Consider the following 18825-nt stretch of genomic DNA (forward strand, 5'->3'; position numbering starts at 1 on the left):
TAGATTGAGCCGCAATTTAATGAAAATGTCCCCCTCAGAAGAGACAGGTTCACATAATAAGAGGATGTGACGTTGCCCGAATTCGTGTCAGTGCTCCTTTTTCTGACCGCGATTGCTGTTTATTCCTGTAAAGCAGGCCGAAACAGAATCTGGTTTTGCCTCGTCCTGGTGTTGCTCATGCTGTTTGTCGTGCTGAATGCCACGCTGTTTGCCAGCAATTATTTTACGGGCGAGGGCATTACCGATGCCGTGGTGTATACACTGACAAACAGCCTGACCGGTGCGGGCCTGAGCAAATATGTTGTACCCGGCCTTGGCCTGCTTATCGTGCTGTTTTTACTCTTTTGCGCCTTATCATGGCTGCTCCGACGCCGTAAGCGCCCTTTTCACCCTGGCTGGAGCCTGGTCGCATTTATCTGCGCCGCCGGTGCGGTGCAGACCACGCCGGCTTTTCATCAGCTCAGCGCACTGATCACCTCTAACTCACTGCGGGACGACTCTGACTTCGACACAGTTTATAAGGTGCCGAAGAACCGCATTGAGCGGCCTGCGCTTAATGTCGTGTATATCTACGCTGAAAGCCTGGAGCGCACCTATTTCGACCAGATGGCCTTTCCGGGTCTGGCCCCCGAATTGAATCGCGAGAAAGAGCAAAGCCTGGACTTCAGTCAGACCGAACAACTGCCCGGCACGGATTACACCATTGCCGGTATGGTCGCATCGCAATGCGGCATTCCCCTTTTTGCCCCTTTCGACGGCAATGCCTCCGCTTCCCTTTCCAGCTTTTATCCACAAAATATCTGCCTGGGCGATATCCTGAAAAACTCGGGCTATGAGAACTGGTTTATTCAGGGGGCCGATTTACGCTTTGCAGGCAAAGATGTCTTTTTGCATTCCCACGGTTTCGATGCCGCACATATGTACGGTGCACAGGAGCTAAAAGATCAGGTGCGCGATCCCACGTACCGCAATAACTGGGGATATTATGACGACACGGTGCTGGATAAGGTTTATGACACTTATGCCTCGCTGTCACGCCAGCAAAAACGGTTTGCGCTGTTTGCGCTCACCGTCGACACGCACCATCCCGACGGTTTTATTTCTCGCGGTTGCCAGCGCAAAAGCTATAGCTATGCGGGCAAACCCAACCAGTCGTTCAGCGCGGTGTCCTGCTCACAGGAACATATCGCCCGACTGATCGCCCGTATCAAAGCGTCCCCGTGGTTCGCTGACACGGTGATTGTAGTTGCCTCCGATCATCTGGCGATGAACAATACCGCGCATCCTTTTTTGATAACGCATCCCCGCCACGATTTGTTTATGGTGATTCGCGGCGATCGGCCTGATACCGACGTGATTGATATGAAACGCAGTACGCTGGATAACGGCGCCACGTTGCTGGATATCCTGGGCGGGGATAATGCGATTGGCCTGGGCCGCAGCAGTCTGTCAGCGGTGTCGTTATCCAGTCAGTTTGAGGACATGAAAACCAAAGTTTTAAGCTGGAAGCCCGATATTATTCAGCTCTGGAATTTTCCCAGCAAAATCGACAGTTTTATTATCAATCAGGCCAAAAATACTTTCAGCTTTTCCGGAACCAGCTTTAAATTGCCGATTCTGTTGCGCGTAACAGATAAACATATAGAGCCGCTGCCGGAAGGGGAATACTCCGCGCCGTTGCGTTTCCAGCTGGCCGATTTCAAAGCAGATGAGAAGTTTATCTGGGTCGATCGCTGTTTCAAAATGGGCCGCATCTGGCAACCTTCTCTGGCACTGTCCGGTGACTGGTGCGTTGCGATGGGGCAACCTGCGGGTCAGCCCACCGTCACACGCGTTGATACGCCTCAGTGGAAAGGCCAGGCCCGGTTCCCGGCAGACACTCTCAGCAATGCCCGCTACCAACTTGCTGTGGCACAGCTGCGCATCGAAGATAATGCGATTCGTTATGACGCTGAAAGCTTTCTGTTTGCGATCCCCGGCGCGCCAGCCAGTGTGAAGCAGTTTAGCGGCATTTCGCGCCAGGAAAGTTGGGGACGCTGGTCGAATGCCAGTCTTGCCCCCGACGTGACGATTGAGTTTGTCGATCCGTTGCCCGCGCACTTTGATCTGGTGATCACCGCTCGTGCCTACGGTCCGAACATCCACCGGCCAATACCGGTCAGGGTGGGCGATACTGAGCAGTTGCTGACGCTGGGGGAGATTCCCTCTACCCATACGCTACGTTTTGACAATCCTGAAGGAAGCCACCGGTTAACGCTCTCGCCGCCCGAGCCGCAACTCAGTAACCTCAACAATATCGCCGGACAAGATCCGCGCAAACTCGGTATTGGTCTGGTCGAGCTCAAGGTCGTTCCCCTTCCCTGAGTGGTCACGCCACTGACGTTGGCTGCCGGCATTGAAATGACGATGTCGGCAGCAGCAAAACGCTCATCTTTTTGCGAAGCGCCACGCAAAAAAATGATTATTACCTGTTTAACTAATTGATATTTTTGGATTTAATCCGCAAGATATTGCCTCTGTACTGTGACTGTTTCAGCTTGCCTGTCATGATGCCATCACGGTGTGATGAAACGGGAAGAGGCATGAATGGCGACCGCAATGATGAATACACATAAAGCGTTTAAACGTCTGCAACGGGCAGGCATCAATGACCGTCAGGCCGAAGTGATGGTCGATATTTTTGCGCAGATACAGCAGGACAACGCACTCTCGCGCGCTGATGTCATGCAGGCTTTTACGCGTCATAACCAGCATATTCTCAGGCTGAGTAAGCAGTCTGAGAATATGGAGACCGATCTCAGCGTGTTAAGAACCGTCTTCGGTAGCCTGAAGAGTGATGTCAGCATACTGAGAACGGACTTCGATAGCCTGAAGAGTGATGTCAGCGTACTGAGAACGGACGTCGACACCCTGAAGAGTGATGTCAGCATACTGAGAACGGACGTCGACACCCTGAAGAGTGATGTCAGCGTACTGAGAACGGACGTCGACACCCTGAAGAGTGATGTCAGCGTGCTGAGAACGGACGTTGACAGCCTGAAGAGTGATGTCAGCGTGCTGAGAACAGACGTTGACAGCCTGAAGAGTGATGTCAGCGTACTGAGAACAGACGTCGACACCCTGAAGAGTGATGTCAGCGTACTGAGAACGGACGTCGACAGCCTGAAGAGTGATGTCAGCGTACTGAGAACGGACGTTGACAGCCTGAAGAGTGATGTCAGCGTGCTGAGAACAGACGTTAATAGCCTGAAAACCGATGTGAACAGGCTGACTATGGATGTCAGTACGCTGAGAACCGATGTGGATGAAATCAGGACGGATGTCGGCGGGTTAAAAAACGATATGTGCTGGGTTAAACGTCTGCTTATGGTCATGACCACCACTCTGCTTATGGCGGCCATGAAATACATGCTTGTCTGAACGACCAGGCAGGGGCAGATCTCAGCCCCGAAGCGTTTCCAGCTTTTCTCGTTGCTGGCCTTCACGGGTGAAGTTGGTCTCTGCCAGCCAGCGTTCAAAACCCGCTTTCACCTGCGGCCATTCGCTGTCAATGATCGAAAACCAACTGGTATCGCGCGTGCGACCTTTATAGATGCGGGCCTGGCGAAAATCCCCTTCAAACTGGAACCCCAGACGTAACGCGGCCCGGCGAGAAGGCAGATTGCAGCTGTCGCATTTCCATTCATAACGTCGGTAGCCAAGCTGTTCAAAGGCGTAACGCATTAGCAGAAAATGTGCCTCTGTCGCCATTCTTGTCTGCCGAAGTAAGCGGGAGAAGGTGACGAATCCCACCTCCATCACACCATTCGCCGCGTCAATACGCATCAGCGATAGCGTCCCCACAGCCCTGTCGGTTTTTCGATCAACCACACTGAAATGCAGCGGATCCCGACTCGCCTCCATGGTTCTGGCATGAGCTAACCATGCGGCCTCATCATCAAAAGGGCCATCTGAAAGGTAAGTCCAGTCACGACCATCTTCCGCCAGTGACCAGGCCTGCCAGAGTGCAGCCCCATGCGCAGCAACGCTAAAGGGTTCAAGCCGACAGACCTGTCCCTGAAAAATCTCGCGTTGTGGTAAAGGGCGTGACTGCCAGTCGGGCATTGATTGCCCTACCGGTTGACCATACTGATTGAGGTGCTGTGCCATCGTGCCTCCTGCGTTTCGGTTAATCAAAACACGTTGCCACGTTACGCAGAGGTTGAGAAGTCTTAACCTGATAAAACCAAAAAAAACGGCCCCGTGACGAGGCCGTTATTTCACATTCTCCGGTTGCGTCGTGCCGGCGTCCGGCGACGGGCTTATCCGCGGAAGAAGATATCGCCTGATTTACCCATGACGATTTTACCGGTGTCATCGGTGATCAGGATGTAATTGGCATTGATATAAGCCCAGTGCGTACCGGGCTGAGGCGCAGGCAGGTTACGTTTCTGCCACTCCGTGATGGTATAGGTCTTGCTGCGGTATTTATCTGGCACGGTATCACCGATTTTATGCTCTTTGTAATCGATGATGATGGTGCTGAGATCGTAGTTCGGCTTACCGGGATTACCCTCCGCATGCGATGGCGTGGTTGGCGTAATACCGTCGTTAGAGTCAGAACTCGCAGGTGCCTGGGACTGAACGGGTGCCGTTTCGGGTTGAGCCGCATTACTGCCTGGCTGTACGTTCGACTCGCCAGACGGGCTGGCAGGCGCAGCAGGTTGAACCTGCGGCGGCGGCGGCACATTTTCGGTGGTTTCGCCTGCGGCCTGAACAGTAGGGATAAGGCTCAGCGAGCCGAACAGTAAACCCGCTGAAATTAAAGCAATTTGAGTCCTGCGCATAATAATTTCCACATTGAATTGATTTTAATAACAGTAGACCACTCTGAAGACAATCTGAACAGGATTACCGTTCCATCACTCATAAAGGTAAGTGTAGGGAATCGCAACGTATTCCAGCTCCTGCTTACACCTTACCTGTCTTTTTCTGCCAGGTTAAGCAGCAATGTGATACCCAGGTAGTTACTCCAGTTAAACGCGTTTTGCAGCACCACAATCGCATTGCCAGCCTCTCTGTCAAAACCGATAAATGCCGAATAACCACCAATATAGCCTACCTGATAAGTGATGTTTCGCCCTTCCAGCCGGTCCGTTACCCAGGCGATATTCTGCGTCTGGTTGCCCTGTTGGTATACGCGTTTATTCACCCCGGCGAACGCGCGGTTGATTTCAGGATACGGACCGGGCGTCAAATGTGCCCGCAGATAGACGCTGAGATCGCGGGCATTGCTGTACAGACTGCCTGCAGCCATCATATTACGTCTGAAGCGCCAGTCCGGCGTAATATCGCCGCGCGGAATAAACTTTGGCTGATCGCCAGCATGGCCCAGCGCCCGCATGGGGAAACCGCTGAGGCGCTCAGGCACAAAACTCGTTTGCGTCATTCCCAGTGGACGAAAGATTCGCTGACGGGCCAGGCTGTCAATATCACTGTGGCATCGGGTGCGTAAGATATAGCCCAACAGCGCATAACCCAGATTTGAATACTGAGGAACGCGGTGACGGGGTGCCCTAAAGTCGGCCAGATAGCTGAGCACCCGGTCATCGTCGAGATTGCCGTAAAAATTCTGCCCCGTGCGAAGATAAGTCATGAACTGCATAAACATCGCCAGGTCCATGTCCTGGCGCGGCAATCCTGACGTGTGCGTCACCAGTTGTAACAGCGTGATACGACGGGCATCCGGGCTCAATGCCACCGTTGCGGGTAGCAGGGTAGTCAGCGTATCTTCCCAGCGCAGTTGCCCCTCATCGACTTGTTGCGTGATCACCTCTGCGGTTACGCCTTTACTCAAGGAGCCCAGCGCAAACAAGGTATCAGGCGTAACAGGATAACGATGGACATCGTCCGTCACGCCGGCGCTGTAGAACAACGTGGGCGCGTTTTTGTGGATAATGGCAATGCTGATGCCGGAGACCTGTTTGCGCTGCATGTAATGGCGCACCAGGTCATCCAGATTATCGTGGAAGGCGCTGTGAGTCAGATAAAGCCTGTCGCCCGTGGGGGCGGACGTTTGCGACAGTGTGCCGCAGGCGGTTAACCCTACCGCACCGATCGTCACTATGCCGAACCGTGTCAACATACCGCAGCATCCGGTCAGCAGGCCGGATAACGTCCGGATGAGCGTCTTTTTTCTGGTCACGTCCTCGCGCCCGTCTTATTGTCGTATCAGGGCGCTGACGAAAAGCTTCATCGCGATCCTGCAAGATGATACCGCTGTGCTTATATCGGCACAGTCAGCTAAATCTTTATCCGGTTGCCAGGCGGCGTTCCGCCTGTCGTTCCCTCTGGCATCAGGCCTTGCGGGGCCGGGAGAGTAACATAGCGACAGAGAGAATGCCTCTGTCGTGTTCCTTATTGCGTTATGCATCTGATGGCGCTGCCATCAGATGCATAAGCGTGTACACTGCGCGCTTTTACACGCAGTCAATTTTCTGCTGAACCAGAAACGCCCGGAGAGAACCATGAAAGAAGGTCCATTAAGCGAGAAAGAGCTGCAGTGGCTTGATGATATGCTGGAAAAATACGGTAGCGAAGCATCTATTCTTGATGTGTCCGAACTGGATGGCCTGCTCACCGCCGTACTGTCAGGCCCGACAACGGTTGAACCCAGCCGCTGGCTGGTTGCGCTCTGGGGCGGCGAAAAGCATATCCCTAAATGGAGCAATGAGCGCGAAATGACGCGCTTTATGGAGCTCTGCTTTCAGCATATGAATGATATCGCTGACCGCCTGTCCGAGTTTCCGGAGCAATTTGAGCCGTTGTTTGGCGTGCGTGAAATGGAAAGTCTGGAATTCACCGTGGTGGAAGAGTGGTGCTATGGCTATATGCGCGGCGTAGCGCTGACGGACTGGTCTGCGCTGCCTGCCGAACTGCACGAATCACTGGACGTCATCGCGCTGCATGGCAAGGAAGAAAACCTCGAAAAAGTCGATGCGTTAACGCCGGAAGAGATGGAAAGCAGCATGGATGCCATTCGTCCTGCCGCTCTTGCGCTGCACGATTACTGGATTGCGCAGCCTGAGGCGATTCCTCAGGTTCAACAGCCTGTCACGGCAGCAAAGCAGCCTGGTCGCAACGATCCCTGCCCGTGTGGCAGCGGTAAAAAATACAAGCAGTGCTGTCTGCACTAAGCCACCCGGGGCCGGTAACCGGCCCCCTTCACTGTTACAGGTACATGACATTAACGCGGCGTGGGAACGGGCTGCGCAGGTGACAGACCTTCGCCGTTCTTAATCCTGTCGATAGCCACCACGTTGTGCTTCATCGCGTCATTCAGCACCTGCACTGCCGAAGACGCATCGCGGTTTTTAATCGCCATAAACACCTTAATATGCGCTTCCACGCTCTCAAGGGTGATACCCAGCGAGCGATTCAGCTCTTCCAGGTAATAGTAGTAAATGTCCTTAATTGACTTCATCACGTTGTAAAACACACTGTTATGGGAAGCCCGGATAATCGCCAGATGAAATTCATAATCGGCCTCCGAGTATTTCTTGTAATCCCCTTTGTTGATGAGCATGTTATTCAGGGCCTGCTCAAGCAGGGTAATGTCGTCTTCCGTCGCGTGTTCAACTGCCAGCTCGACACATTTAAACTCGACGGTCTGACGAAACACCATCATGTCATTAAACGCTTCCCGACTCAGGTGCATCAGCGGTCTGGCACTGCTGTTCAGCATCTGCGGCGTGAAATCTTCGCACACATAGCTGCCGCTGCCCTGACGGGTGATGATAATGCCAAGATCACGCAACCGCTGCACCGCACTGCGCACACTCACCCGGCTGACATTGAAAGAGTGTGTCAGCTCCGCTTCAGAAGGCAAGCGAGCGCCAGCGGGCCAGCTACCGTCCAGTAGCCGGGCCTTGATTTGCTCGAACACTTCGTTAACAACGTTCTGTTTCTGAATGGATTTTATGCTCACAACACCTTCTCATATGATGTCCTACATGATCCCATTCTATCTCATCCTTTCAGACAAAGTCCTGTATTGACACCGTAAAGCACGCCGTTCGAAAACAGGTCATTATTCGCCGCGACGCGGGCTGAGCGCGGACACCCTGTGCTGACTGATGGCAGACTGTGCCTCCACCGCATCGGCTTCTGCGGTCAGATCGCGATCGGCCACCTCAGGCATGATCAGTGACGCCAGCAGACCGATGCAGGAATAACAGATTAACATCACAGCAATCGGGTGCCAGGAGCCGGTAAGTTGACAAAATATCCCCGCCAGCAGAGGACCTAATCCGGTGGCAAACAACCCGCCAATTTCTTTTGAAATCGCCATTTGTGCGAAGCGGTTTTGCGAACCAAACATCTCTGCCATGGTGATCCCTTCAATAGCGGCCTGGCCCAGCACCGCGATGTTATGAATCACGATCAGGCACACCATAATGGTGCTGACAGCCTGGGACTTGTCGACGATCAGTGAAATCATCGGGTAGGCCAGGAGGATCGAGCCGACGGTCAGTATGCGATAGGGAATGCGCCGCCCGACCCTGTCTGAGAGCCAGCCGAGCAGGGGAATCGTCAGAAAACCAATCACGGAACTGACCATGATGGCATCGGTGGGAATCGCTTTATTAAATAACAGCGTTTGCACCATATAGCCTGCCAGGAAGGTCTGAATAATCCCCGAATTTCCGGCCTGGCCAAACCGCAGGCCGGTTGCTATCCAGAACGCTTTCCCCTGAATTAACTGAAAAATGGACTGACTTTCCTTCGACCGGAGCGTAACGGTTGCGGATGCTGCCACATTTTCAAACACCGGGCTTTCTTTCAAATTAAAGCGCAGCCAGAGCGCAAACCCCATTACAACAAAACTGGCCAGAAAAGGAATACGCCATGCCCAGGCGACGACCTCTTCGTTAGTGAAAAACAAGAACATGACGGCCCAGATAGCGGTGGCACTCAAGGTGCCGCAGTTAGTGCCCATGGCAACCAGGGAAGCGATAAGGCCTTTTTTCCCTTTGGGCGCATATTCCGCCAGCATCGTACTGGCCCCGGCGATTTCTGCCCCTGCCCCTAATCCCTGTATTACGCGCAACGCGACCAGCAATAAAGGCGCCAGAATACCGACCTGCTGATAGGTCGGTAACACACCAATTAATGTGGTGCATATGCCCATTAATGCGATGGTCATAAACAGCACTTTTTTTCGGCCCACGCGGTCGCCCATTTTGCCAAAAAAGACGGCGCCCACAATACGCGCGATATAACCTGCGCCGTAGGTGCCCATAGCCAGAATTAACGCCATTGCGCCTGATTGCCCGGGAAAAAAGACTTCATGAAAAACCAGAGCCGCACCGAGGGAATATAACTGGAAATCCATAAACTCCAGCGTGGTACCCAACCATCCTGAAACAGAGGCCCTGACAAGATCAGACGTATTACGTTCTTTTGTACGCGTATGTGAATGACTCATGTTTTACCCCGAGGCCAACCCGGCGTTGACAGGTGAATAAAAGACAGGCGAGCGCAGTCCACGCGAGACGTGAGAGCATTTCACTCGCCCTGATCATTAAAGTTATTTGCACGCTGAATAACAGCGCTGTTGTGAATGAACTTAAAAGACGACTAACACTTTTGAATGCTGCGTTTTATCACTGGCGGCCTGCAAAGCCACTTCAATATCCTGATGCGCATACTGACCGGACAGGATCGGTCGCGGATCGATAATGCCTTTTTCCAGCCATTTCACTGCAACCGCAAATTCATCAATAAAACGAAAGGAACCTTTCCAGCTAATTTCTTTTACCAGCATCTGCGCGACGGGAAAATGAAGCGGGCTTTTTCCCATGCCAATTTGAACCACCGTGCCACCTGGCCGCGTCGCCAGGATACTGGTGCTGATGGCTGCCTCTGCCCCGCTGGCCTCCAGTGTGACGTCAAAGTAGCCCCGGTGTTCACAATAGCGGGCCATGGCCGCCGTATCGGCCGGGTCCACGGCGACATCGGCACCCATTTCACACGCAATACGACGACACCGCTCGCTGAGATCACAGGCCACTATTTCCGCTGCGCCCGATGCTTTTGCTGCGGCAATGGCTAACGCGCCTATGGGGCCAGCGCCCATTACCAGCACCTTTTTGCCCACGATACTGCCTGCCACATTAAGCGCATGAATGACGACCGCGGTGGGCTCGGCAACCGCCATCACGCTGGCCGGAACCTGCTCGTCGTAGGGCACACACTGCTGCGCGGACACCACGACATACTGTGCAAACCCGCCTTCCACATGCGGCGTGAACTGCGCACTGCCCATGAAGCGCATGGTTGGGCAGGCATTTTGTTTCCCGGCCTGACAATATTCACATCGCCCGCAGGGCTGCGACGGGTTAACCGCCACTTTCTGTCCGGGTTTAAGGGCAGAAGATTCCGGCGCATGATAAATCCGCCCCACAAATTCGTGTCCGATAATAAAAGGATGCTGAATGACGGATAACCCGGCCCGCCCTTCGTGATAATAATGAATATCGGATCCGCAAATGCCGCCGCACTCCACTTTTATCACGACGTCATCCTCTGCGTAATGCAGCTCGCGCTCTTCTACCACAATGTCTTTTTTACCCTTTGCCACGCAGGCCTGGGTCATTAAGCTATGCACGATGGGTTCCCCTTTGCAGGTCAATAAGGCTCACAACACGGCCAGCCAGCCGCCATCAACGTAAATCATCTGCCCGTTGATATAATCTGACGCGCGCGAAGCGAGGAAAACGGCGGTGCCGGCTACTTCGTCTGGCCGGCCCCAACGTTGAGAGGGATTGCTGCTTTTCACCCAGCTATCAAACCGGGCGTCGTCCACCAGCGCACGGTTCATGTCGGTTAAGATATAACCCGGCCCAATCGCGTTGGTCTGGATATTAAACTGCGCCCATTCGGCCGCCATTGAGCAGGTCAACATCTTGATTCCGCCCTTGGCCGCCGTATAAGGCGCAACCGTCGGACGCGCGGCCTGACTGGTTAACGAACCGACATTGATGATTTTTCCGCCCTGGTGACGGGCGATCATGCGCTTTGCCGCCGCGCGTGAAACCAGGAAGGCGCTGGTCAGGTTGGTATCAATGACTTTTTGCCACTGTTCAAGCGCCAGTTCCAGCATCGGTTTACGGTACTGAATGCCGGCATTATTGATAAGGATATCCACCGCAATCGCCTGCTCATCCAGCGCGGCAAATGCCTGTTCAATTTCGCCTTCATCTGTCACATCGAATACCCGCCCCGTGGCGTGATAGCCTTTTGCCACGAGTTGTTCAACCGCCTCATCCAGCCCCGCTTTACGCGTGCCGTTCAAAATCACCTGTGCCCCGGCCGCCGCCAGGGCTTCAGCATAGGCATAACCCAGCCCACGAGATGAACCGGTGATTAATGCCGTTTTCCCGGTCAGATCGAACAGTGCAGTCATATTCCACCCTTAAATATGTATGACAACTATCTTATTAAGGTGAATTTATGCGCAGATTAAATCAATACATAATGATGCGTTATGAGGCGTCTATCACAAAGCCCTCACCCTGAAATTGATTAGGATGCTGTATTTTAAGAAAATAAATCTTAACTACGTGCATAAAGTTCAGTCATTAGATCCCCATCACAGAATCGAAAGCTAATAAGGGCAACGACCCGGCTTTGTGATAAAACAGTCATGTTGTATGACAACATACCTGTTAGCCATGAGCAGCAACGAGCACGACGGTGGCGGTAAATGGCCTGATAAAAGAGGAGCGATTGTGAGTAATCTGTCCATCACGAATGTTAAAACCATTCTGACTGCGCCCGGCGGCATCGATCTGGTCGTGGTTAAAATCGAAACCAACGAGCCGGGTCTGTACGGCCTGGGCTGCGCCACCTTTACCCAACGTATCTATGCGGTACAAAGCGCCATTGATGATTACCTGGCGCCTTTTCTGACGGGCAAGGATCCGGCAAGAATCGAAGATATCTGGCAGTCTGCCGCCGTCAGTGGCTACTGGCGCAATGGTCCGGTCATGAATAACGCCCTGTCCGGTGTCGATATGGCGCTGTGGGACATTAAAGGCAAACTGGCCGGATTGCCGGTTTATGAACTGCTGGGCGGCAAGTGTCGCGATGGCATTGCGCTCTATGTGCACACCGATGGCGCAGACGAAGTCGAAGTGGAAGACAGTGCCCGGGCCAAAATGGAGGAAGGTTATCAGTATATCCGCTGCCAGATGGGCATGTATGGCGGTGCCGGTACCGACGATCTCAGGCTCATCGCGAACCGCATGGTCAAAGCGAAAAATATCCAGCCTAAGCGTTCACCGCGCAGCAAAACAGCGGGCATGTACTTTGATCCGGAAGCCTATGCGAAAAGCATTCCACGCCTGTTTGATCATCTGCGCAACAAGCTGGGTTTTGGCGTTGAGCTTCTGCACGATGCGCATGAGCGCATTACGCCGATTAACGCCATTCATATGGCTAAAGCCCTGGAGCCGTACCAGCTGTTTTTCCTGGAAGATCCGGTTGCGCCAGAGAACACGGAGTGGCTGAAGATGCTGCGCCAGCAGTCCTCTACGCCGATCTCAATGGGCGAGCTGTTCGTGAATGTGAACGAATGGAAGCCGCTGATCGACAATAAGCTGATTGACTATATTCGCTGCCATATCAGTTCCATTGGCGGAATTACGCCGGCGAAGAAAATTGCTGTTTACAGTGAATTAAACGGTGTCCGCACGGCCTGGCACAGCCCCGGCGATATTTCACCGGTCGGCGTGTGTGCGAATATGCATCTGGACCTGAGCTCACCAAATTTTGGCGTTCAGGAATACACGCCGATGAACGATGCTCTGCGTGAAGTGTTTCCCGGCTGCCCGGACGTCGAGCAAGGCTATGCGTACGTTAATGACAGGCCGGGATTGGGTATCGACATTAATGAAACGCTGGCGGCGAAATACCCCTGCGAAGGCGGTAACCCCACCTGGACGATGGCCCGTACGCCCGATGGCACGGTCTGGCGTCCCTGAATCCGTTAACGGGAAGCAAAGGCGCAACAGGGTGCCTTTGCTTTATTCTCTCCGGTCCTGTAAACGAAACGTACTCGCGTTCTGACCAGGGACCGGGTCAGTACCCCCGAGTCGCTACCGGTTCATCCACCCCAATCAGAATTCGACGTCTTCCAGGCTAAAGTACTCGGTCTGGTCGTTATAAGAGAAGATCTCCGCATAACGGCCCCAGTTAATCACACTATCCAGCGTCTCTTTAGCCGCACTGTCGGAAAGCGAATCTTCCAGTTCCTGTTCAAAACGCACGCGCGGTGCACGATGTCCCGGACGCTCATCCAGTACCGTTTTAATCAGGGCGGCCAGCGGCACGTAACGCAGCAGATGATCGGCAAACATCACCTTACGCTGCTGCGTGTCTGACTCGGCAAACACCCGGGCGGGCGGCGTCAGGAAGATGTCCCCTTCCCGCACGTCCGCAAAGCCCAGCGACTGAAGCACTTCGGCTATCGGGAACAGTTCATCGACTTCCAGATGCAGCGAACGGGCCACCTCTGGCATGTCGGCGCGGCCGTGGTACGGTGCTGCTGCCAGGGTTTCGATCAACCCGGCCATCAGGTTGGTTGACACATGCGGCAGCCGCGTTCCCAGTCTGAGGCTCTTTTTCACATTATCGCTGGTAGGCCGTGCGGTCATTTGGGTATAAACATCATCGACCAGCCGACGAAAAGCCGGATCCAACCGGTTACGCGGATGGCCAAAGGGCACTTTGATTTCTGCCACTACGCGCCCGGGGTTAGAGGACAGCACCAGAATGCGGTCACACATAAAGACGGCTTCTTCGATATTGTGGGTGACGATAAGCACCGATTTCATCGGCATCTGTCCCTCATTCCACAGATCGAGTAAATCGGTACGCAGCGTTTCGGCGGTTAACACATCCAGCGCGGAAAACGGCTCATCCATTAACAACAAGGTGGGATCGACGACCAGAGCGCGTGCAAAGCCCACACGCTGACGCATGCCGCCCGATAATTCACGCGGATAAGCGTTTTCGAAACCGTCCAGGCCGATAAGGTCAATGGCCGCCAGCGCACGCTTTCTGCGTTCCGCTTTTTCCACGCCCAGCGCTTCAAGCCCGGCTTCTACGTTCTGTAGCACCGTTAACCAGGGAAACAGCGCAAAGGTCTGGAACACCATCGCCACGCCTTTGGCGGGGCCGTTCAGCGGTGCGCCCAGGTAGTCAACGGAACCCGAACCGGGCGTAATCAGACCAGAAATAATGCGCAGCAGTGTCGATTTTCCCGAACCAGAGCGGCCCAGCAGCCCCACTATCTCGCCTTCCTGCAGAGTCAGATTGACGTCATCCAGAATCAGCACTTCACCGTGCGCTTTATCGTAACCGTGCTTAATGTCTTTTACCGTCAGGACCGCCTGACGACCGTCCGTTTTTTTGGTCGACACGTCTGCATGGTGTGTGGGTTGGTTGTTTAACATCTCGGGTCCCTTAATTAGCACGGAATTTTGATTCAGCGTAGACGTACAGCGGCCGCCACAGCAGACGGTTGAACAAGGTGACAAACAACGACATCACGGCGATACCAAGAATAATCCTCGGGAAGTCCCCAGCGGCCGTGGTTTGCGCGATATACGCCCCCAGGCCGTGGGCGGTGACCTGCGTATTTCCCCATTGTACAAATTCGGACACGATGCTGGCGTTCCAGGCTCCGCCGGAAGCGGTAATGGCACCGGTAATGTAGTAGGGGAAAATGCCGGGCAGCATCACCTGACGCCACCACTGCCAGCCGCGAATATGAAAGTTTGCGGCAGCCTCTTTGTAATCATTGGGAAAGGCGGTGGTGCCCGCCACGACGTTAAACAGGATGTACCACTGCGTACCAAGCACAATAAGCGGAGACAGCCAGATATCCGGATTCAGCCTGAAGTGCACAATCATAATGACGAACACCGGAAACATCAGGTTGGCCGGGAACGCCGCCAGGAACTGGGCAACCGGCTGAATTTTTCCGGCCAGTGCAGGACGCAGGCCAATCATCACGCCCAGCGGCACCCAAATCAGCGATGAAATCAGAATCAACACGGTGACGCGCAGAAGCGTAATCAGCCCCAGGCCGAAGACATGTTTCACGTCCGCCAGCGTGACACCGATTTGCACATAGGTAATAACCCGCCAGACCACATACAGGGTCAGTAAAATGACGAAGGCGCCCCAGATAAAGTCACCCAGACGCGAGCGGGATTCCGTGCTGCTTTCGGCCCGGACCGACCTGGAGGCAGGCCAGCGCCACGAGATACGCGCCAGCGCAGACAGCAGCAGGCGCAGCGGCGTAAAGATCTGGTGAATCAGGCGCGTACGGCGCATCAGATCACGCACCCATGAGGTCGGCGCACTCCCCGAACGTGTGTTTTCCATGCGGAACTTATCCGCCCAGGCCACCAGCGGCCTGAACAACAGCTGATCATAAGCCAGAATCACGATCACCATCGTAAGCAGTACCCAGCCCACCGCATGGATATCTTTATGCAGAATCGCCTGTGCCAGATAGCCGCCCACGCCCGGTAAGGTAAAGGTATTGTTACCCACCGTGATCGCCTCTGAGGCGACAATAAAGAACCAGCCCCCCGACATCGACATCATCATATTCCACACCAGTCCCGGCACGGCGAAAGGCGCATCCAGCTTCCAGAAACGTTGCCAGCCGGTCAGATGAAAGCCACGTGAGACTTCCACCAAATCGGCCGGTACGGTACGTAGCGACTGGTAAAAGCTAAAGGTCATGTTCCAGGCCTGACTGGTAAACAGGGCAAATATCGCCGCCAGTTCTACGCCCAGCACCTGCCCGGGAAACAGGGCAATAAAAAAGGTCACGGTAAAAGAGATATAACCCAGCACCGGCACGGACTGCAGGATATCCAGAATGGGCACTAACACCTTTTCTGCCCGGCGACTTTTGGCCGCCAGCGTGCCGTAGATCAGGCTGAACACCAGTGAAGCCAGCATCGCCACCAACATCCGCAGCGTGGTGCGCATGGCATATTCCGGCAGATTAGTCGGATCAAGGGAGATGGCCTGGGTTTTCAGGCTGTCAATCGGCATCAGCGTTTGATGAAAGCCCACCGCCACCATTGCAATCAGGCAAATAATCAGGGGAAATGCCACGGCATCCCAGACGTTTGGCAGCAACCGTCTGTTAGCCGCCAGCATGGTGAATCGGAAGTTCATGAGCCCTCTCTTCTTTTCATCACGGAGCGACTGAAGTATTTCAGGTGAGGGATTATCAGTCAGGATTATTAAACGTATGCTCACCTGATAGCGGGGTTTTTATTAATTTTTTATGAAAGCCCAGTCCCGGTTTTTGCTGGCACGCGCAATGCTGTCCTTTTCTTAATACAAACAGACTGAATGATGTGGCAAAGGCCCCAACAATTTACGCCCATGCCTTACGCGACAAAGGCATCCTCGGCGCGTAAAACCCACGACATAATCACAGTTTGCTCTGTTTTTTGATGCCAGTGGTTGCTGAGACTGAGGGTTTAAAATATAAACCTTTTTAATATTTTTTGTACAGGCGCATGCGACAGGTTCTGGCAGCAAGCCATCTCTGTCTTGATAATCCATTTACTTAACGAATCGATTATTAAGACTGTTCTTAATCTCTCACCTTTCGCTGCGCTTTACTCTTTAACGGCACTAACCTGCCTTTCATTATCAGGGAGTGATCGAATGGCCTTACCACAACCGTATTCAAATTCTCTTCCGGATTACGGCGTGGGCCGACGGATGGGGCTGGTGTCAGCTGATGACATTGATTTTAACGCACTGGCGAATCGTCTGGATTGCCTGCGGGACTTTAGCCAGGTCGGTATCATCTATTCTGACGGCCCACAGCAATGGCTGGTCCGGCCTTCGCGTTATGACGCTCAAGCCAGCAAAAGTCGTGTTAGCCATGTAGTAATAACGAAGGTCAATGCTATAAATCCTCAGGTTGCCATTAAGGCGCTGACGGAAACACTTAGTAAGCCTTCGCTGGCTGGCGAGATGATATCGACAATATTTTCATGTGGTGCTTAATTATTACGGGATTTCTTGCGATAGGTTATGCCGTTGCCGTACCTTTGACAGCAGGAGCATCGGGTATTGTAGCAGGCATGATTATCGCAGGGGGTTTAGCGACAGGTATGCAGTGCGCCATCGGTAGCGCACGATTATATGCTATCTACGAAGGTCAGGAAGACTATGTCGCGTGGATTGATTCACAGTCATGGTATGTTGCAACAACGACCGCGCTGGATGTTATATCGCTTGCCGGAGCGGGTGCCGGTCTAAAAAGCGCGATCGAAACGTATAAGGTGATAAAAGCGTCCTCTTCTGCAAAGGCCATCAACTGGCTTAAAACGTTAAGTCGCGCTGAGCGAAAAAGAATTACAGAGGAAATCATCCGCGCGCAAAACCCCGGTATTTCAAATGGCGGTATCAGGGCAGCCATGAAAGCAGGTGTGTACCCTAAACGTTATCCGGCCGAGGCTATACAAAAATCTCTTCAGCGTGAATTAACGTCTGCACTGGTGAATTCATCGGCGTTTGCTGGTAGCGCATTGACAGGCACGTTAAAAAATCCACAAAACATTGTCCAGTCCGGGAAGTATATCATCGGCGTCATTCAGTCACTTCCCTCTACATAAGTTGTCAAAATGAAATACATTAATAAAACAATCAAGCTCAGCGAAAAAACGAACAAAGAAATAAATATTAGTGGCGTTGATGAGCTGGAGCATATTAAAGATGACATGAAAGAAAAAATGGGTATGCCAATCGGATTACATACTTTTGGCGCCCCCTTAGTCATCAGTATGGTGCTGACGTTGATCAGCTTCTCCCTGCCTCAGTTTTCATTATGGTTATTCATCTATGACCTGATGGGGTGGCAAAAACACGCTGTCTTTATCGGTATAATTGCCGCAGCATTTATCTATGCCCTGGTCTTGTTTACAACAATGATGCTGGTTTCACGCGGAATATATTTGGCACTAAGAGCTTATATTTCCATCCTGTTTTTGGTATTAATGACTGCTTTAGTGTTTCTCTTTCTCACCATGGTTTCATCAATGAGTGGCAATAATAATTATTCGCTATCTTTTGCAGGTGCATTATTAAGCACTGCGTTAAGTCTGACCGCTCTCAAGTACCTTAACAGTCAAATGTTTTATAAGTCCTGCGCTTTTATGCTTCATAATCGGGCCTGGCGAAAGCAACTGGAACTAAAAAGGAAAACAACCTCTTTTAAATAGACTAAAAAAGTGGCCTGGTTCGGCTCATAAGGTCGGTGCACCACTACAATCGCCGCACTTGATATCATCTGGTTCAGGAGCGGGTTTAAAAAGCGTTGATAAAACGCATAAGGTTCTGAAGGCAACGACGTCTTCTGAAAACCTGATTAACTGGCTTAAAACACTAAGTAGAGCTGAACGCAGACGTATTACTGAGGAAACAATACGGCAACAAAATCCTGGCATCTCAAACAGCGGTATTAAAGCGGCTATAAAAGCAGGGATTTATCCTAAACGATATCCTTCTGATGCCTTGCAAAAATCACTTCAGCGGGAGTTGGCCACAGCGTTTGTTAACAGCTCTGCGTTTATGGGGAGTGCGCTTACAGGTACAATAAGGAACCCTCACACTATCCCGCAGTCCGGGAAGTATTTGACTGGCGTCGTTCAGTCTTTTTCAGTAAATTAATTAGTTAATTAAATCATGCTAATGCAACTTAAAAGAACGCTTGAACTTAGTAAAATGGTTAATGAA

Annotated in this window: 14 protein-coding genes and 2 pseudogenes; 7 read left to right on the forward strand and 9 right to left on the reverse strand. The window is 52.6% G+C overall.

Translation table 11 applies throughout. The features are described 5' to 3' along the window. Nucleotides 1–72: 72 nt before the first annotated feature. Entirely contained in the window at nt 73–2364 is a 2292-nt protein-coding gene (gene opgB / locus C7433_RS07500) for a phosphatidylglycerol--membrane-oligosaccharide glycerophosphotransferase (RefSeq protein WP_110267885.1), read from the forward strand. A 234-nt stretch (nt 2365–2598) separates the two neighbouring features. Beyond that, nucleotides 2599–3420: a DUF1640 domain-containing protein gene (locus C7433_RS07505; protein ID WP_158281341.1), complete on the forward strand. Its 822-nt coding sequence runs from the start codon at nt 2599–2601 to the stop codon at nt 3418–3420. 21 nt (nt 3421–3441) lie between these two features. Here C7433_RS07505 and C7433_RS07510 read toward each other — a convergent pair whose 3' ends face one another. The 3 genes from C7433_RS07510 to C7433_RS07520 form a co-directional block, all read right to left on the reverse strand. Next, complete coding sequence (locus C7433_RS07510) at nt 3442–4149, reverse strand: GNAT family N-acetyltransferase (RefSeq protein ID WP_039338805.1); 708 nt, start codon at nt 4147–4149, stop codon at nt 3442–3444. Nucleotides 4150–4301: 152 nt separating this feature from the next. Next, the gene (locus C7433_RS07515; RefSeq protein WP_110267887.1) at nt 4302–4826 is read right to left on the reverse strand and encodes an RcnB family protein; all 525 of its coding nucleotides are present in this window, start codon (nt 4824–4826) and stop codon (nt 4302–4304) included. 131 nt (nt 4827–4957) lie between these two features. Continuing rightward, complete coding sequence (locus C7433_RS07520) at nt 4958–6124, reverse strand: serine hydrolase (RefSeq protein WP_110267888.1); 1167 nt, start codon at nt 6122–6124, stop codon at nt 4958–4960. Between the two features lie 382 nt (nt 6125–6506). Between C7433_RS07520 and C7433_RS07530 the strand changes: the two genes are divergently transcribed. Then, a complete protein-coding gene (locus C7433_RS07530; protein ID WP_110267889.1) occupies nt 6507–7175 on the forward strand; it encodes a YecA family protein in 669 nt (222 codons plus the stop codon). Between the two features lie 50 nt (nt 7176–7225). Here the strand turns inward: C7433_RS07530 and C7433_RS07535 are convergent, their stop codons facing one another. The 4 genes from C7433_RS07535 to C7433_RS07550 all read right to left on the reverse strand — a co-directional run bounded on the left by C7433_RS07535 (nt 7226) and on the right by C7433_RS07550 (nt 11446). Further along, nucleotides 7226–7966 carry a FadR/GntR family transcriptional regulator gene (locus C7433_RS07535; RefSeq protein ID WP_110267890.1) on the reverse strand — a complete coding sequence of 247 codons (741 nt, stop codon included), beginning with the start codon at nt 7964–7966 and terminating at the stop codon, nt 7226–7228. Between the two features lie 102 nt (nt 7967–8068). Continuing rightward, complete coding sequence (locus C7433_RS07540; RefSeq protein ID WP_033740166.1) at nt 8069–9466, reverse strand: MFS transporter; 1398 nt, start codon at nt 9464–9466, stop codon at nt 8069–8071. A gap of 141 nt (nt 9467–9607) precedes the next feature. Next, nucleotides 9608–10636: an L-idonate 5-dehydrogenase gene (gene idnD / locus C7433_RS07545; protein WP_039338809.1), complete on the reverse strand. Its 1029-nt coding sequence runs from the start codon at nt 10634–10636 to the stop codon at nt 9608–9610. Nucleotides 10637–10678: 42 nt separating this feature from the next. Continuing rightward, on the reverse strand, nt 10679–11446 hold the full coding sequence (locus C7433_RS07550) for an SDR family oxidoreductase (protein ID WP_039338810.1): 768 nt from the start codon (nt 11444–11446) through the stop codon (nt 10679–10681). Nucleotides 11447–11771: 325 nt separating this feature from the next. Between C7433_RS07550 and C7433_RS07555 the strand changes: the two genes are divergently transcribed. After that, complete coding sequence (locus tag C7433_RS07555; RefSeq protein ID WP_110267891.1) at nt 11772–13025, forward strand: enolase C-terminal domain-like protein; 1254 nt, start codon at nt 11772–11774, stop codon at nt 13023–13025. 135 nt (nt 13026–13160) lie between these two features. Here C7433_RS07555 and C7433_RS07560 read toward each other — a convergent pair whose 3' ends face one another. Together C7433_RS07560 and C7433_RS07565 are read right to left on the reverse strand one after the other, a co-directional pair. After that, nucleotides 13161–14498, reverse strand: a complete 1338-nt coding sequence (locus C7433_RS07560; RefSeq protein ID WP_033740160.1) for an AAA-associated domain-containing protein — start codon at nt 14496–14498, stop codon at nt 13161–13163. A gap of 10 nt (nt 14499–14508) precedes the next feature. Continuing rightward, entirely contained in the window at nt 14509–16245 is a 1737-nt protein-coding gene (locus C7433_RS07565; protein WP_054688189.1) for an ABC transporter permease subunit, read from the reverse strand. Between the two features lie 501 nt (nt 16246–16746). On the opposite strand from C7433_RS07565, the pseudogene C7433_RS07570 reads away from it, so the two are divergent. The 3 genes and pseudogenes from C7433_RS07570 to C7433_RS24105 all read left to right on the forward strand — a co-directional run. Beyond that, nucleotides 16747–17705, forward strand: a pseudogene (locus C7433_RS07570) (hypothetical protein). A 9-nt stretch (nt 17706–17714) separates the two neighbouring features. Then, the gene (locus C7433_RS07575) at nt 17715–18311 is read left to right on the forward strand and encodes a hypothetical protein (RefSeq protein ID WP_110267892.1); all 597 of its coding nucleotides are present in this window, start codon (nt 17715–17717) and stop codon (nt 18309–18311) included. A gap of 67 nt (nt 18312–18378) precedes the next feature. Continuing rightward, nucleotides 18379–18759, forward strand: a pseudogene (locus C7433_RS24105) (hypothetical protein); the annotation flags it as partial. Between the last annotated feature and the right edge of the window lie 66 nt (nt 18760–18825).

This window comes from Pantoea sp. PNA 03-3 (genome assembly GCF_003201175.1).
GTDB classification, from domain to species: domain Bacteria; phylum Pseudomonadota; class Gammaproteobacteria; order Enterobacterales; family Enterobacteriaceae; genus Pantoea; species Pantoea stewartii.

Bases quoted from the DNA above. Each gene is read 5' to 3' on its own strand.
- C7433_RS07505 (WP_158281341.1), top strand. From the start codon at position 2,599: ATGATGAATACACATAAAGCGTTTAAACGTCTGCAACGGGCAGGCATC.
- C7433_RS07510 (WP_039338805.1), bottom strand. From the start codon at position 4,149: ATGGCACAGCACCTCAATCAGTATGGTCAACCGGTAGGGCAATCAATG.
- C7433_RS07515 (WP_110267887.1), bottom strand. From the start codon at position 4,826: ATGCGCAGGACTCAAATTGCTTTAATTTCAGCGGGTTTACTGTTCGGC.
- C7433_RS07520 (WP_110267888.1), bottom strand. From the start codon at position 6,124: ATGTTGACACGGTTCGGCATAGTGACGATCGGTGCGGTAGGGTTAACC.
- C7433_RS07530 (WP_110267889.1), top strand. From the start codon at position 6,507: ATGAAAGAAGGTCCATTAAGCGAGAAAGAGCTGCAGTGGCTTGATGAT.
- C7433_RS07540 (WP_033740166.1), bottom strand. From the start codon at position 9,466: ATGAGTCATTCACATACGCGTACAAAAGAACGTAATACGTCTGATCTT.
- idnD (WP_039338809.1), bottom strand. From the start codon at position 10,636: ATGACCCAGGCCTGCGTGGCAAAGGGTAAAAAAGACATTGTGGTAGAA.
- C7433_RS07550 (WP_039338810.1), bottom strand. From the start codon at position 11,446: ATGACTGCACTGTTCGATCTGACCGGGAAAACGGCATTAATCACCGGT.
- C7433_RS07560 (WP_033740160.1), bottom strand. From the start codon at position 14,498: ATGTTAAACAACCAACCCACACACCATGCAGACGTGTCGACCAAAAAA.
- C7433_RS07565 (WP_054688189.1), bottom strand. From the start codon at position 16,245: ATGAACTTCCGATTCACCATGCTGGCGGCTAACAGACGGTTGCTGCCA.
- C7433_RS07575 (WP_110267892.1), top strand. From the start codon at position 17,715: ATGAAATACATTAATAAAACAATCAAGCTCAGCGAAAAAACGAACAAA.